Raw genomic sequence first — 14,253 nt, forward strand, 5'->3', positions numbered from 1 at the left:
GCATTGCACTGAAATGCTGAACATGTCGGCTTTGCAGCCGTGCCGCGTCTCAAGAGCGACGCGCGCGCCTGATTCGTCGTCCGAATGACCGGCTTGACGTGTTCCGGCTACAGCGCGGCCGCCGGGTCAGGAAAGGTTCTTCTTCAGAAACTCGATCGTTCGGCCCCAGGCGAGATCGGCAGCCTTCTTGTCGTAGCGCGCCGCCGACGTGTCGTTGTTGAAGGCATGGTTGGCGCCCTCATAGACAAAGATCTGGAAGTCCTTGCCTGATGCCTCGAGTGCCTTCTTGTAGGCATCGATGCCGGCGTTGGTGCGATCATCCAGGCCGGCATAGTGCAACATCAGAGCGGCCTTGATGTTCGGTACGTCCGCCGCTGCCGGCTGCATGCCGTAATAGGCGACACCAGCCTTCAACTCGGGCGACTTTGTCGCGAGACGGTTGACGACACCGCCACCCCAGCAGAAGCCGACGACGCCGACCTTGCCGTTGGTTCCATCAAGCTTCGACAGGTAGGCCACAGTGGCCTCGGCGTTGGCGACGGTGGCATTCGGGTCAAGCTGGCTGAACATGTCGCGGGCCTTGTCCTCGTCTGCAGGCGTGCCGCCCTGCAGCGACAGGAAATCGGGCGCCAGTGCCACGAACCCTTCCAGCGCTACACGCCGCGCGACGTCCTTGATATGCGGATTGAGGCCGCGGTTTTCGTGAATGACGATGACCGCGCCGAGTTTGCCAGCGGCATTCTTCGGTTCGACGAGGTAGCCTTTCATCTCGCCGCCGCTGCCGGGATAGGTCACATCCTTGGCTGTCAGACGATCGTCGGTGGCGGAGATCATTTCGGCGCTGGCCTTGTTGGCGGCCAGCATCGGCGCGATCACCGCAGCAGCACTTGCAGACCCTGCAAGCTTTGCCAGCTTGTCCATGAAGTTGCGCCGATCAAGCGTCAGATGCGTGTATTCGTCGTAGGCATTGATCATTGCCTGCGTGATTTCCGGCTTGTCCATGTCGAGCTCCTCTTTCGCTACCCAAGCTATTTGCCTGGGAGAAGACATAGGACGGAGGCCGAAAACGCCGAAACAAAACTGCGTTACTCCGGATTCACCCGTTCGGGAACGCCATCCAGACGGCAAGCCAGCCCCACATGATGCCCAGAACGACATAGCCGGCGGCAAAGAGCGGGCTGCGGTAGCGGATCCGGTTGCTCGTGACGTGCACGAAGGCCTGAGCGTAGCGCAGAGCGACAAAGACCCACGCCAGGATCACCGCGATGAGGTTGTCGGCTTCAGTGATGTAGAGAAGGATGCAGCAGAGATAGAACAACACCGGCAGCTCGAACTGGTTGGCAATGCAGTTCTTGACGAACAGGCTTTCGGGCGGCTCGCTGCGGTTTTCACGGTAATCGGATATCTGGACCTTGCCGGCCCGGACCATTTGCTGACGGCGGTAGCTGAGCAGCCCGTAGAGGGCGTAAACCAGCGCCACATGGGCAATGATTGGCCAGAACATTTCATAGCCTGTCATGCCGCTCATATGGTCTTCTCCTTGCTGCTTCTGCTTTGATTTCAGAGCTGTAGAGGAAAAGGCCGGGCGGTGCCAGTCACATGCCTGTCAGGAATGACGCACCGCCAGATCCCTAACCGGCGTCCCGATCAGTGGGCGGCATCATGCGGACGATGGCGAAACGGACGATGACGATCAGGCAGATCGCCAGGCCTGCGAATTTCACCCGCGTCGTCCAGGGCAGCACCTGTGCGGCAAGATCCGCCCAGCCGCTGTCGCCGAACGCGACAAGGCTGGAGATGTTCTCGCTGTAGTCGGCAATGCCGTAAACGAAGGGTAGGACGTAGACGAGCTTCGCGAGGGAGGGATGGATCGATCGGCCGAAATAGGAACCGCCAACCTCAAGCCGCATGAGGATCAGCAGCAGCAGAGCCGTCAACAGGGCCGGGAATACGATCTCCGGACCCCAGTACATCGCCCGCAGAAGCTTGTCGGCGACCTCGTTCTGGTCGAGCAGTCGTTGCATCTTGCCGACCGTCAGTGCGTCGTAGCCGGCAAAATAGGTATCGAGGACCGCCTGCCCGGTCTCATGCTTGAACGGAATGACAAATCCAAAGGTCGTCCATGCAAGCACGCCCAGGCAGAGGGCCGCGAGCAGCGCGATTATCCAGAGCGGAATACGGCTGCCCGAATTCATGCTCAGCTGCCGGAGCCTGGATAGTTGGGGCTCTCGCGGGTGATGGTCACATCATGCGGATGGCTTTCGCGCAGGCCGGCGCCGGAGATGCGCACGAAGGTCGCGCGTTCCTGGAACTCCTTGAGGTCCTTGCCGCCGACATAGCCCATGGCTGCCTTGAGGCCGCCTGCGAGCTGGTGGAGCACGCCGGAGACCGGACCCTTGTAGGGAACCTGGCCTTCGATGCCTTCCGGCACGAGCTTCAGCGTATCGCGCACTTCTGCCTGGAAGTAGCGGTCAGCGGAGCCGCGCGCCATGGCGCCGACGGAACCCATGCCGCGATAGGCTTTGAAGGAGCGGCCCTGGTAGAGATAAACTTCACCTGGGCTTTCATCGGTACCAGCGAGCAGCGAGCCGATCATCACGGCAGACGCGCCGGAGGCGATCGCCTTGGCGACGTCACCGGAGAACTTGATGCCGCCATCGGCAATGACGGGAATATCCTGCGCGCGAGCGGCCTCGACGGCCGACATGATGGCGGCGAGCTGGGGAACGCCGACACCGGCGACGATACGCGTCGTGCAGATCGAGCCAGGGCCGATACCGACCTTGACGGCATCCGCGCCGGCATCGATCAGGGCCTTGGTGCCTTCCGACGTCGCGACGTTGCCAGCCATGACGCGGACGGAATTGGAGAGCTTCTTGACGCGGCCGACGGCATTCAGAACGCCCTGCGAATGGCCATGCGCGGTATCGACGACCAGAAGATCGACGCCGGCTTCGATCAGGCGCTCGGCGCGCTCGAAACCATCGTCACCCACGCCAACTGCGGCAGCGGCGCGGAGCCGGCCCTGTGCATCCTTCGACGCATTCGGGTTGAGCTGCGACTTTTCAATATCCTTGACGGTGATGAGACCGACGCAACGACCCTCGCCGTCAACGACCAGCAGCTTCTCGATGCGGTGCGTGTGCAGCAGGCGCTTGGCTTCCTGCTGGTTGACGCTTTCCTTGACGGTCACGAGGTTCTCGCGCGTCATCAGTTCGTAGATCTTCTGCTTCGGATCGGAGGCGAAGCGAACGTCGCGATTGGTAAGGATGCCGACGAGGCGGCCGGACTTTTCAACAACGGGAATGCCTGAGATGCTGTGCATCTTCATCAGCGCGAGCGCATCGGCCAAGGTAGCATCGGGACCGATCGTCACCGGATTGACGACCATGCCGCTTTCGAACTTCTTGACCTGGCGGACCTGCTCGGCCTGCTCGATCGGCGTCAGGTTCTTATGGATAACGCCGAGACCGCCTGCCTGCGCCATGGCAATGGCAAGACGGCTTTCCGTGACCGTATCCATGGCAGAAGAGATGATCGGGATGTTCAGCTCGAAATCGGGCGCAATGCGCGTCGCCACGCTTGTCTGACCCGGAAGAACCTCGGAGTGACCGGGCTGCAGGAGCACGTCATCGAAGGTGAGTGCGTCCAACCCGGTTGGCGTTTCTATGATGCGAGCCATGGCCAATTTCCTCAATTACGAAAAATGCTGCCTCACCCGGAACGAGTCGTCCGCACCGGCGATGTGCAAGGTTTGCTTTGGAAGTTGGCGAGGGCTGGTAACACGTCTATGACAGGAAGGGAATAGTAAAAAGCCCGGCGCCGCCGCCGGGCTTGGTATGGCTGCCATGCAGCGTGCTCAGAGGTCGAACTGATAGGTCTTCGGCACGAAGCGGTAACCGGCGTCGTAGGTCTCGACAAAGCCGACAGCCGGGAACGGCATATGGTATCCAAGGAAGGCAACCTTGTCGGCCGCGATCATGTCGAACACCTTCTTGCGCGTGGCCGCGGCCTGCGCCTTGTCCATGTCGAAGCGAACCTCCCACTCGGGCCTTTGCAGTGAAAGAACATAGTGGTTGGCGGTGTCACCGGTCGCGACCAGGCGCTTGCCGTCGGACTCCACATGGAAAATCATGTGGCCGGGCGTGTGCCCCGGGGCCAGCATGGCGGTGATGCCGCCCGCGACCGTGTCGCCTTCCCCGATGAACGTCATCTTCTCGGCAAAGGGAAACACGTTCGCGAGCACCGCCTTGTGGCCGCCCTCGGCCGGCGTGCCTTCGCGCGCCTTGTCCGTCCAGAAGTCATATTCGGTCTTGCCGGCAACATAACGGGCGTTCTTGAACGCCGGTGCTCCGGCTTCCATGAGGCCACCAATGTGATCGCCATGCAGATGGGTCAGCGCCACGACGGTGATATCATCCGGCGAATAGCCGGCAGCCTTCAGCCCATCGCGAAGCAGGCCGGCGCCGCGCGCCCGGCCGCCCTCGCCGAACCCGGTATCGACCAGGATGACATCGGAGCCGGTGTCGATCACCGTCGGCGCGTAGGCGTTGACGAACTTGTCGGTCGGCAGGAAGTTCTTTGCCAGTAACTCCTGAACGGTTTCCGGCTTCTGGTTGGTCCCGAAGGTTTCATACGGCTTCTCGGCCACACTCGCGCCGTCCTTGATAACGGTGAAGTTGAAGGATCCGAGTTTGAATTTGTTGAACTGAGGCTGCGTCGTCGCATCCATCTTTGTCTTATCTCCACTTGCAGCCATTGCGGCCGTCTGTCTCAAAATCGCCGGCGCCGCCAGCAGGCCAATGCCCGCAGCACAGAACGCGCGCCGTCTTATCCCCGTCGACTTTGCCATATCCCATCCTTCCAATAACGCACGGCACCTTCGCCGCACAGCCCCCATGCCGAGCCGACCGCCTTCATCTGGCAATTGCCCGATACAAACATATGTCAATCTTGACCGTTGAATTTGCTGAACAAGCAGTCTCACGCAGACGTGATGCAAACGTGTTTTCAAAGGCGATTGAGGGGTTGGCAGAGATACGTACGAGGAATACAGAGCACTGGCCTTCCAAGCCGCCTTCGCCAGACATTCAAGGCTGTCGCGCATGAACCGCATCGTTCCGTTGATCCTCGCCGTCGCTCTGTTCATGGAGCAGATGGACTCCACCGTCATCTCGACCGCCCTGCCAGCAATCGCCAACGATCTGCATGTCGGGCCGATCACGCTGAAACTTGCGCTGACCTCCTACATGGTGTCGCTGGCGGTCTTCATTCCGATCAGCGGCTGGATGGCGGACAGGTTCGGCGCCAAGCGTATCTTCCGGCTGGCGATTTGCGTGTTCGTCGTCGGCTCGATCTTTTGCGCGGCATCGTCAGGGCTTATCGAATTCGTCTGCGCCCGTTTCCTGCAGGGCATGGGCGGCGCGATGATGACACCGGTGGGGCGTCTGGTGCTCTTGCGCACGACGAAGCGCAGCGATCTCGTCTCGGCCATGGCGCTGCTGACGATCCCGGCGCTGGTCGGACCACTTGCCGGGCCGCCGCTCGGCGGCTTCATCACTACCTATTTCACCTGGCACTGGATCTTCCTCATCAACGTGCCGGTCGGCATTGTCGGCGTCTGGCTGGCGACAATCTTCCTCCCGGAGGTCGAAGCCACGGCCCCGCCGAAGCTTGACGTCACGGGCTTCATATTGACCTCGTTTGCCGCCGCCGGCGTCGTGTTCGGTCTGTCGGTGGTGAGCCTGCCTGCGCTCCCTCCCATCATCGGCATCGCGGCAACGGCGATCGGGCTGGTCTGCGGGGCTCTCTACGTGCGCCACGCGCGGCGCCACCCGGCGCCGATCCTCAATCTCAAACTGTTTCGCAACCCGACATTCAGGGCGTCGACCACGGGCGGAACGCTTTTCCGCATCTGCATCGGCGCGATGCCCTTCCTGACGCCACTGATGCTGCAACTCGGCTTCGGGCTGACACCCTTTCAATCAGGGCTCATCACCTTTGCCGGCGCGATCGGCGCGATCACCACGAAGTTCATGGCGCGACGCGTTTTCGCGGCGGTGGGCTTCCGGACGACCTTGCTGACGGCCGCAGGCGTGACCACGCTCGTAACCGTCACGACGGGGTTCTTTACGCCGGAAACGCCGCATCTCGTCATCATCGGCATCCTGCTGATCGGCGGCTTCTCCCGCTCGTTCTTCTTCACAGGCGTCAATGCGCTTGCCTATGCCGACATCGACGATGCACAGGCGAGCCAAGCGACATCGATGAGTTCGGTCATGCAGCAGATCAGCCTGGCTCTTGGTGTTGCTGTTGCCGCAGCGATCCTCGAGACGTCGATCTACCTACGCGGCGAGGAACTGCAGGTGGCGGATTTCCACATCGCCTTCTACGTGATCGCACTGCTGACCGTGGTCGCCACTCTCCCGTTCATCCGCATGGACAAGAACGCGGGCGCGCTGGTGTCCGGCCATCGCGCCAAGCCTCTGACACCGGCAGGCGTCGAGGCTGAACAGCAGGGGTGAAATAGTTATTCCGGTCGCTCGCAAACCGCGCTGAGCTTGTTCCCGTCCAGATCACGGACGTAGGCGGCGTAGAAGCTGGCATGAAACGGTCTCAGCCCCGGCTTGCCCTCGTCCATGCCGCCAGCGGCGATCGCGGCCGCATAAAAGGCATCGACATCCGCCCGGCTTTCGGCGGCAAGCGCCACCATCGAGCCGTTGCCATTCGATGCCCGCCGACGATTGAAGGGGGTGACGATCCACAGCCGGCAACGGCTGTCGCCGTCGGCGGCATAGCCGATCTCCTCTTCCGAAAAGCGCTGGAGCTTGTAGCCGAGAACCGGGAGCACGGCGTCGTAGAAGCGTCGCGCTCGATCGATGTCGTTGGTTCCGAGAGTGACGTAAAGCAGCATAGATATCCGCGGTCATTTCAGTCCTGGGGAGTTCTATATTCGACCCAGAACGACCGAAAGATCAAGCTTCCGTAACGTCAATTGCCGCCTTGCGGCCCTTAAATCCCTTCGCGAGCAGGAACATCTCGACCGATTCCGCCCGAGACGAGGCCGGCTTGACGTGGACGACCTGCTTGAAATGCTGCTTCAGCATGTTGAGCAGCTCCTTCTCGGTACCCCCCTGGAAGGTCTTGGCAAGGAAGTGCCCGCCCTCGCCGAGCACCTCGATCGCGAAGTGCGCTGCAACCTCGCAGAGGTGCATGGTGCGAAGGTGATCGGTGCGATGATGGCCGGTGGTGGGCGCGGCCATGTCCGAGATGACAAGGTCGGGCGTACCGCCGACCGCTTCCATAAGCTGATCGGGCGCGGTCGGATCCAGGAAGTCGAGCTGCAGGATCTTGACGCCCGGCAGCTGCGCCATCTCGAGGAAGTCGATCGCGGCGACGCGAACATCTTCGTCCGTCGATCCGGTCACCTTGGCGGCGATTTGCGACCAGCTGCCCGGGGCAGCGCCCAGATCGATGATCCGTCGCGCACCCTTCAGGATTCCATGCTTCTCATCAATCTCAAGCAGCTTGAAGGCCGCGCGGGCGCGATAGCCCTCGAGCTGCGCGCGCTGCACATAGGGATCGTTGATATGGCGCTGCAACCACTGTCGGGAGGACGCCTTCATCTTCTTGTTCTTGACGCGCTGGCCGAGCTTGCGGCCGGTGCGGTTGCCCGCAATCGTTGGCTTGGTCATGCCTGTCCCCTATTTGCCGCGCTGGCCGCGGCGGTTGCGGTGGCGCCGCCAGACGCCGTCATCCGCCATCATGTCTGTGAGAAGGCCTTCCCTCAAGCCTCGATCGGCGACGCGCATGCGCGGGCTCGGCCAACGACGGCGTATCGCCTCAAGGATTGCGCATCCGGCCAGCACGAGATCGGCTCTATCCGGGCCAATACAGGGATTGGCCGCTCTGCTGGCGAAATCCCACGAGAGCAGCTTTGCCTGCATCGCCGACACCTCGTCATCGGACAGCCAGATACCGTCGACCTTGCGGCGATCATAGCGCGGCAGATCGAGATGGACGCCGGCAAGCGTCGTGACCGTTCCAGAGGTGCCGATCAGGTGGAAATCGCCTGAGTGCCCGATTTCGATCTCGGGGCAATCGAAGCTCGACAGCATCCCCTCGACCTCAACGACCATGCCCTCGAAGGCTTCGGGCGTGACATCGCGACCACCGTGCCGCTCCGAAAGCGTAACGACGCCCACGGGCAACGAGGTCCAGTGCGTGATGTGGTTGGCCAGCCGGTTGAACCTGCTTTCGCCAATGCGGATCACCGCGATTTCCGACGAGCCGCCACCGATATCGAAGAGAACCACGGAACGGGTCTCGCGGCTGACGAGCGACGAACATCCCGATACCGCAAGCCGCGCTTCCGTCTCGCGATCGATGATCTCGAGCTCCAGTCCGGTTTCCGCAACCACGCGCTCCAGAAACTGCGCGCCGTTGCTCGCCTGACGGCAGGCTTCGGTGGCGATCAGTCGCATCCGGCGGATTTCGCGGTTCTTGAGCTTTGAGGCACACACCCGCAGGGCATCGACCGCACGATCCATCGCGTCGTCGGATAGCCGACCGCTTGCGGCAAGCCCCTCGCCCAGGCGCACGATTCGCGAAAAAGCATCAACGACCCGAAACTGTCCGGGCCGCGTCGGTTGCGCGATCAACAGGCGGCAATTGTTGGTGCCGAGATCGAGCGCGGCATAGAGTTCGTCCGGCCACGCATGTTCGCCACCCTGGCCGCGCGATTCGCGCTCGGGCTGGCGGGACGATCGCGTGTCGTTCTCGCCGCTACGCTGATCAGTGGGCGCGCTGCGTGCTACGGTCGCGGATTGCTGGGCATTCGGGGCAGCATGGCCGACGGACTTGGTGGGTGCGAGCGGGCGACCCTGCAAACCGCGCTTGCCGCGATTCTTGCGGCGATTGCGCCGGCCCGACGCCAATTCGCCCTGCGGACGCGCAGCCGCTTCTAAAGCCGCGCTTTTCTCAACCGGCGCTCGATTCTGATTGGCGCTCTCGGCAGATCCGCCTGATCCACGCCGCCGACGCTTGCGCTTGCGAGCCGGATTACCGGCGCCGTCGTCCATTGGGCGCGCTGTCTCTCCTGCATTGCCGGAGGAGACATGCGTAGCGACCTGGCTTACATTGCGGGAGTGCCCGCCATGTTTGCCCTTGCGGCGCCTGGACTTTTTGCCATCCTTGCGCCTTGCCGCCGACGCCCCGTCTAATTGCGACTTTGCGCCGCCTTCGGGGTCTTCCACGTTCGTTATCCACCGCGCCGCGCAATTCCAGAAGGTATGCAGCTGGCGCTCATTCGATTTTTGCGTTGCGGCAAGAATATCAGTGCCGGGCGGAATCACCAAATTCTTTTTATCAGCGCTCCGGAAAGGACGGATCGAGGCCCCCAAAACGGCAGCGTAATTTTTTTCAAAACGGTATTTGCAATTCCCGAGCTTTTGGTTATAAGCGCCGCACAGCAGCCAAGCCATGCTTCGGCAGCGACTGCTGGGGAATAGTTCAATGGTAGAACGACGGACTCTGACTCCGTTAATCTTGGTTCGAGTCCAGGTTCCCCAGCCAAATATTTTTTATCCAATAAAATCACATACTTACATCGCCGTGCGTACCTCATTGTGTACCGTGGAATGTACCCCTCCCATCCAACAACTTTCATCGCCATGACCCATCAAGATGGCAAGCCACCGATCACTCTGGAATAGCGCAATGTGATTACTGCCCACTTATGGCAGACGGCATCAGTTACCCCTCACTTATGGAAGAAAAGGCTCCGGCAATTACCCCAGCCTTTAGTACAGAGCCGCTTTATTGGCAGCCTCTGGCCTTTCTGGGTGCCGTGTCGATTGCCACGCACTTTAGGAGAACCACGCGCTCACGCGACCCGATAACCGGGAGTTGGTTCAACCGCTCACGTTCGTCTCAGCCTTAGCCCCGGTGATCAGATCGATTGCCGGGGCATTTTTCTGCTGTGCTGGTGACGGACGATCACAACAAGAACCTATGACGAGAACGAAGATGCAAGAACCCGACAACACAACACGCTCCTTACCCGCTCAGGACGCCATCTGCAGCCTTCCGCATGATCTGAAGGCTCTGACGTTCAGCAAGGCGCTGGACGCCCTCAGGCAGGTTCAGAAGGCGAGCGTCAAGCTCGATGATGAGCCGAGCCGTCTTCCGCTTTCACAGCTCGACGAGCTGCCGAAGGTGTTCCAAATCAGGAACGCCGAAGTTGACGATCGGCATGTCAGTGATCTGCTCAAGGCCCTGAACATCCACGGCGCGCTCGATCCAATCGTGGTCTGGCGATGCGGCGGCCGAAACTTCGTTGTCGATGGCCATCACCGGATTGCCGCCTATCGGCTCTGGCGGAGGTCCAAGGAACTGCCTGTCGTCTTCTTCAAGGGCACCGTCGATGAGGCCATCGAACATGCCGAGGCGGTCAACGGCAAGGCGAGCCTTGGCATCACCTACGAGGAGCGATCGAACTACGCATGGAAGCTGGTGGTCCACGCTGAGCTTCTTGGCAGGTTGTCCAAGGCGCAGCTCGTCAGGCGAGCCAACATCGCCAAGGGCACAATCGATAACATGCGAGCCGCCTTCGCAGTCTTGGGCGAGCGAGCCGTGAGCCTACCGGGTTGGCGGGATGCAATGACAGAATGGAAAAAAGGCCTGCAGGACGGAGATCATGACTTTGATGAAAGTTGGCAGGAGGCGGAAGCCATGAAGATCGTCGATCGACTGGGCAAGGAGTTCGGTAAGCGACTAGCCAAGAGGCCGGAAATCGCAGCCAAAGCCTTCAATCACCTACTCGGCAGGAAGTCTCGAGATGTCGCGGTTATGATGCTGGAGGAGGAGGGCTTCAGTCCCATGCTGCGCGATGAAGGTGGTAATGAGATCGATGATCTGGATAGCTACGAGCGGCCCCTTCGCGAGCTACCAGAAATCCCGTTCTGACCCCTTGCCTGCCCACTGCTCAGGTGCCCATTTTGGGCAGGTGACAAACACGATCGCGGTCTTGCCCATCTCTTCAATTGCTAGGGGCGGGCCGAGGTAGGGCATTTTTTGGCGAAAAATTCCGAGAGGCCAATCAGATATAAGGCTAGGGCCGGCTCCCCCCCGTGCCGGCTCCCCCCAAGCTCTGAGACAATCCAGACCCGCTATGCCGATGGTTTTGCAGCCTGCGGCTTTCCTATCGCAAGTGCCACAAGGGCACGCCCTAGTGACTTCAGCCGTCTGGCTGCTGAGCCGTGCCATATGAATGGTATTTGACTTTTGAGACTTTCAGTGTCAGAAGCTGTAAAATTTCATTGGCACTATTGGAGCTGTCTCAATGCCCTCGACCATCATCGGCTACGCCCGCACCTCGACCCTTGATCAGACCTATGGACTTGATGCCCAGCTCCACGAGTTGAAGGCGGCGGGCTGCGAGAAGGTGTTCAAGGAGCAGCTCTCCTCGGTCGATAAGGAGCGGCCTGAGCTGACCCGTGCGCTGGACTATGCCCGCGAGGGGGATGTATTCGTCATAACAAAGCTGGACAGACTGGCCCGCTCCATGACCGACCTCGTAAGGATCAAGGACACGTTGGAGGCCAAAGGGGTCACGCTTAAAATCCTCAATCTCAACATCGACACCTCGACCCCTATCGGCAAGCTGATGCTGAGCCTGTTGGGTTCCATCGCTGAGTTCGAGCGCGACATCATGTTGGAGCGGCAGCGGGAGGGTATCGCCAGGGCGAAAGCTGACGGCAAATACAAAGGCCGCGCCCCAACCGCCCAGCGGAAAGCTGACGATGTGCGGCGATTGAAGGCCGAAGGAAAAACCGCTGAGCAAATAGTTGTGGAATTGGGCATCAGCCGTTCGAGCGTTTTCAGGGCGCTGCGGGCGGAATAATCATGCTCTCGTTCCCCGCAGGGTGATTATGTGTTTTCATTATATCAAAAGCATTGGCTCGCGCATCTTTTGTGCACCGCCCATAGTTGCACTGCGCGTTAACGAAGGTAAGGTGACCAAGTCAATTTCAGACATTGGGGTACCACGTGCTAGCTTGCGGCAATTCGATCTGCCCAACAGAAATCACAAGAGAAATTCAGCACTTCATTTCGAGCACTAGCCCCGCCAGAGTTGCCACCAATGCGGGCGACGGCTTTGTCAAATCCGTAGGCAACCCAATGGGAAGTGCCGCACTGGTTTCTGAACTTGTTGCCGCTGAACTGGCCGTCTGGTTCGGGCTGGACGTTCCTCCCTTCGCGGTCGTCCACCAATGCGACATCGAAATCATCATGCGCAAGAATGGCCACCCAATGGCTCCCCCGCTCTTCTTCTCTTCAGCGGTTGAAGGCATACCACGCGATGGTACAGACGTATTTCTACAGCGACTTCGAGATAAGGATTGCGTGTCTCGTCTGGTTGTTTTTGATACGTGGATTAGAAACTGGGACCGCTATTATGGTGGAGACGCTAATTCGGATAACCTGCTTTATGTGCAAGCCTCAGTACACAAGTACGATTTGGTGCCCATCGACCATTCGAATTGCTTCATCGGCGGCAATGCGAACTTCCCCGACGGGGCCGCGCCTGACGGTTGGATAGAAGACGGGGGTGTTTATGGGAAATTCCCTGAATTTGACGATTTCATCACGAATGATAGCGTTAACGCAGCACTCACGAAGCTGGCGACCTTAGAACGGGAGTTTGTTGGCGAAGTTGTTAACTCAGTGCCGCTAGCGTGGGACCTTGGGCCCTCGGCTCGGACAGGGTTGATCGACTTCATATGCGCCCGCGCTACCTACGTTGTGGACACCCTAGCACAGAAGCTGATAGACGAGCCGCCGTTTCCGGGATTTTGAGCGATGAAAGACAGACAAGGATATTTCTCGATCATTCAGTATTCAGAGCATCCTGAACGCGCGGAGTACATCAACATTGGTGTGGTCTTGTTCGCGATGGAGGCCCCGTACGTCCTGTGCAAGTTCGGTGAACGTCCGAAGCGTATAAAATCTGCCTTCAATGTGAACCCCGGCGTCCATTTTGATCTCCTCCAAAACTCACTCAAAAGCAGGCTCCAGTCAGAGTTCAGGGAAGGATGGAAGCGGGAAAGTATTGATCGTTTCATATCACAGCGGTCTGGGAAAATAAGACTGTTCCCGCTGAGATCGATGCTTATCAACGATGCCAGAGCTGACTTGGACAGCATTTTTTCCGATCTGGTAGGCGAGATGCCCTCGAAGCCTCGCAAGCAACGAGCCAATGTCAAATTGGCAAGTAAGCTGAAAGAGTATGGCGTTGATGGACTGCTTGAAAAGCCCAGTCCCGTTCTCCTTGCGGGAGGCATCAAGATCGAGGCACCGTTCGGGTACCAAAACGGGGCGTTCAATCTGCTTCAAGGCCTCTCGCTGGGCGACGAACCAGACAAGGCCTTGAGCAAAGCAAGCCCACACATGATTGAGGGAAACCTGCTCTTCAGCCAGACGCTACAAGAGAAACGCCTCGTCGTTATCGCTGACGATGCAGAAATGCACGATGAAAGCTTCATCGCGCTTCTTAGCTCCCAGATGGAACAGCACAAGGTTCGCTTCTATACGATGGCAGACCTGCAGCCATTGGTCTCGGATATTCGCATGAACTATGCACTGCATCACTAGGAAAGAGCTGACGGCTTGCGTGAGAGCGCCAGCCCCAGCTAACTTCCATTGAAACTGCTACTGAGGCCAGCACAGAAGAAATCTAAACCACTGAAATTGTTACCCATAGACCGGCTCGCACGCCGACACGGGGGCACCCACATTATACGCCCCCATACGAGGCAAGATGGCCATCAAGGTAGCTTAACAGCCTCAACGCATTCAGCCATCTGCTCCATCGTCAGCCCTCCAAGATAGACGCTCGCAGCCACGCTCTGTGGCTTGTGGCCGACCACGATCTGAACCGTCAGCTCAGCCTGACCAGCCTGAATGGCCTTGGTGACGAACCAGCGGCGGAAAGAATGGAAATTGACCCGGTCCCTTCTCTTGCCCTCAACGGCATCCGTGACACCTGCACTCCTCCGGTAATAGGTAAACGCCTTGACTGCTGGCATCGAACGCTCTTGTGGCTTGTCGGCGGCAACGGGAGGGCATTCGGGAAACAGATCATCCTCTGTGTTGATTTCCACTGAGAGCTGACCCGGCGCAGCCCGATATTTCCATCGAGAATTGACCCATGTTTCAACCGTCCCTCGCATATTTTCAGCGGGGGCTCTGGAG

The 14,253-nt window shown here is 59.5% G+C and carries 14 protein-coding genes and 1 tRNA gene; 6 read left to right on the forward strand and 9 right to left on the reverse strand.

Annotated elements, in window-relative coordinates:
- Positions 1-126: 126 nt before the first annotated feature.
- The 5 genes from QTL94_RS26190 to QTL94_RS26210 form a co-directional block, all read right to left on the reverse strand.
- Positions 127-1,002, reverse strand: a complete 876-nt coding sequence (locus QTL94_RS26190; RefSeq protein ID WP_289803546.1) for a dienelactone hydrolase family protein — start codon at positions 1,000-1,002, stop codon at positions 127-129.
- A 94-nt stretch (positions 1,003-1,096) separates the two neighbouring features.
- The gene (locus tag QTL94_RS26195) at positions 1,097-1,519 is read right to left on the reverse strand and encodes an MAPEG family protein (RefSeq protein ID WP_289803567.1); all 423 of its coding nucleotides are present in this window, start codon (positions 1,517-1,519) and stop codon (positions 1,097-1,099) included.
- Between the two features lie 112 nt (positions 1,520-1,631).
- Complete coding sequence (locus QTL94_RS26200) at positions 1,632-2,195, reverse strand: hypothetical protein (RefSeq protein WP_289803547.1); 564 nt, start codon at positions 2,193-2,195, stop codon at positions 1,632-1,634.
- 2 nt (positions 2,196-2,197) lie between these two features.
- Positions 2,198-3,682 (reverse strand): IMP dehydrogenase, encoded by a 1,485-nt coding sequence (gene guaB, locus QTL94_RS26205; protein ID WP_289803548.1) that lies wholly within the window; start codon positions 3,680-3,682, stop codon positions 2,198-2,200.
- A 177-nt stretch (positions 3,683-3,859) separates the two neighbouring features.
- A complete protein-coding gene (locus tag QTL94_RS26210) occupies positions 3,860-4,852 on the reverse strand; it encodes an MBL fold metallo-hydrolase (protein ID WP_289803549.1) in 993 nt (330 codons plus the stop codon).
- A 253-nt stretch (positions 4,853-5,105) separates the two neighbouring features.
- On the opposite strand from QTL94_RS26210, the gene QTL94_RS26215 reads away from it, so the two are divergent.
- On the forward strand, positions 5,106-6,524 hold the full coding sequence (locus tag QTL94_RS26215) for a DHA2 family efflux MFS transporter permease subunit (protein ID WP_289803550.1): 1,419 nt from the start codon (positions 5,106-5,108) through the stop codon (positions 6,522-6,524).
- Between the two features lie 5 nt (positions 6,525-6,529).
- Here QTL94_RS26215 and QTL94_RS26220 read toward each other — a convergent pair whose 3' ends face one another.
- From QTL94_RS26220 to QTL94_RS26230, 3 genes are all read right to left on the reverse strand, one after another.
- A complete protein-coding gene (locus tag QTL94_RS26220) occupies positions 6,530-6,913 on the reverse strand; it encodes a VOC family protein (protein WP_289803551.1) in 384 nt (127 codons plus the stop codon).
- A gap of 61 nt (positions 6,914-6,974) precedes the next feature.
- Positions 6,975-7,694 (reverse strand): RlmE family RNA methyltransferase, encoded by a 720-nt coding sequence (locus QTL94_RS26225; RefSeq protein ID WP_065689587.1) that lies wholly within the window; start codon positions 7,692-7,694, stop codon positions 6,975-6,977.
- Between the two features lie 9 nt (positions 7,695-7,703).
- Complete coding sequence (locus QTL94_RS26230) at positions 7,704-9,254, reverse strand: Ppx/GppA phosphatase family protein (protein WP_289803552.1); 1,551 nt, start codon at positions 9,252-9,254, stop codon at positions 7,704-7,706.
- A 245-nt stretch (positions 9,255-9,499) separates the two neighbouring features.
- On the opposite strand from QTL94_RS26230, the gene QTL94_RS26235 reads away from it, so the two are divergent.
- From QTL94_RS26235 to QTL94_RS26255, 5 genes are all read left to right on the forward strand, one after another.
- Positions 9,500-9,573 (forward strand) — tRNA-Gln (locus QTL94_RS26235).
- Positions 9,574-9,906: 333 nt separating this feature from the next.
- Positions 9,907-10,965 carry a ParB/RepB/Spo0J family partition protein gene (locus QTL94_RS26240; RefSeq protein ID WP_289803553.1) on the forward strand — a complete coding sequence of 353 codons (1,059 nt, stop codon included), beginning with the start codon at positions 9,907-9,909 and terminating at the stop codon, positions 10,963-10,965.
- 376 nt (positions 10,966-11,341) lie between these two features.
- Positions 11,342-11,902, forward strand: a complete 561-nt coding sequence (locus QTL94_RS26245; protein ID WP_289803554.1) for a recombinase family protein — start codon at positions 11,342-11,344, stop codon at positions 11,900-11,902.
- 146 nt (positions 11,903-12,048) lie between these two features.
- Positions 12,049-12,858: a HipA family kinase gene (locus QTL94_RS26250; protein ID WP_289803556.1), complete on the forward strand. Its 810-nt coding sequence runs from the start codon at positions 12,049-12,051 to the stop codon at positions 12,856-12,858.
- Between the two features lie 3 nt (positions 12,859-12,861).
- A complete protein-coding gene (locus QTL94_RS26255) occupies positions 12,862-13,653 on the forward strand; it encodes a DUF3037 domain-containing protein (protein WP_289803558.1) in 792 nt (263 codons plus the stop codon).
- A gap of 173 nt (positions 13,654-13,826) precedes the next feature.
- On the opposite strand, the gene QTL94_RS26260 is transcribed toward QTL94_RS26255, so the two are convergent.
- On the reverse strand, positions 13,827-14,253 hold a 427-nt coding region (locus QTL94_RS26260; RefSeq protein WP_502944190.1), incomplete at its 5' end, for a site-specific integrase.

Origin of the sequence: Rhizobium sp. S96, assembly GCF_030382195.1 — a bacterium.
Classification (GTDB): domain Bacteria; phylum Pseudomonadota; class Alphaproteobacteria; order Rhizobiales; family Rhizobiaceae; genus Rhizobium.